The 1,065-nt window shown below is 60.6% G+C and carries 2 protein-coding genes; both read left to right on the forward strand.

All coding sequences use genetic code 11. The annotated features are described in order from the left end of the window. Positions 1–208, forward strand: a 208-nt coding sequence (locus tag R7P69_RS25180; protein ID WP_000313105.1) for a DMT family transporter, incomplete at its 5' end; no start/stop codon positions are given. Further along, on the forward strand, positions 202–1,041 hold the full coding sequence (sul1, locus tag R7P69_RS25185) for a sulfonamide-resistant dihydropteroate synthase Sul1 (RefSeq protein ID WP_000259031.1): 840 nt from the start codon (positions 202–204) through the stop codon (positions 1,039–1,041). The genes R7P69_RS25180 and sul1, both read left to right, overlap by 7 nt. The last annotated feature ends 24 nt before the right edge of the window (positions 1,042–1,065 follow it).

The raw sequence follows: 1,065 nt of genomic DNA on the forward strand, positions 1-1,065 counted from the left end.
TTCTCTGGTTCTGAAATCCATCCCTGTCGGTGTTGCTTATGCAGTCTGGTCGGGACTCGGCGTCGTCATAATTACAGCCATTGCCTGGTTGCTTCATGGGCAAAAGCTTGATGCGTGGGGCTTTGTAGGTATGGGGCTCATAATTGCTGCCTTTTTGCTCGCCCGATCCCCATCGTGGAAGTCGCTGCGGAGGCCGACGCCATGGTGACGGTGTTCGGCATTCTGAATCTCACCGAGGACTCCTTCTTCGATGAGAGCCGGCGGCTAGACCCCGCCGGCGCTGTCACCGCGGCGATCGAAATGCTGCGAGTCGGATCAGACGTCGTGGATGTCGGACCGGCCGCCAGCCATCCGGACGCGAGGCCTGTATCGCCGGCCGATGAGATCAGACGTATTGCGCCGCTCTTAGACGCCCTGTCCGATCAGATGCACCGTGTTTCAATCGACAGCTTCCAACCGGAAACCCAGCGCTATGCGCTCAAGCGCGGCGTGGGCTACCTGAACGATATCCAAGGATTTCCTGACCCTGCGCTCTATCCCGATATTGCTGAGGCGGACTGCAGGCTGGTGGTTATGCACTCAGCGCAGCGGGATGGCATCGCCACCCGCACCGGTCACCTTCGACCCGAAGACGCGCTCGACGAGATTGTGCGGTTCTTCGAGGCGCGGGTTTCCGCCTTGCGACGGAGCGGGGTCGCTGCCGACCGGCTCATCCTCGATCCGGGGATGGGATTTTTCTTGAGCCCCGCACCGGAAACATCGCTGCACGTGCTGTCGAACCTTCAAAAGCTGAAGTCGGCGTTGGGGCTTCCGCTATTGGTCTCGGTGTCGCGGAAATCCTTCTTGGGCGCCACCGTTGGCCTTCCTGTAAAGGATCTGGGTCCAGCGAGCCTTGCGGCGGAACTTCACGCGATCGGCAATGGCGCTGACTACGTCCGCACCCACGCGCCTGGAGATCTGCGAAGCGCAATCACCTTCTCGGAAACCCTCGCGAAATTTCGCAGTCGCGACGCCAGAGACCGAGGGTTAGATCATGCCTAGCATTCACCTTCCGGCCGCCCGCTA

The sequence above is a fragment of the Vibrio sp. 661 genome (genome assembly GCF_033339315.1).
Lineage (GTDB): Bacteria > Pseudomonadota > Gammaproteobacteria > Enterobacterales > Vibrionaceae > Vibrio > Vibrio alginolyticus.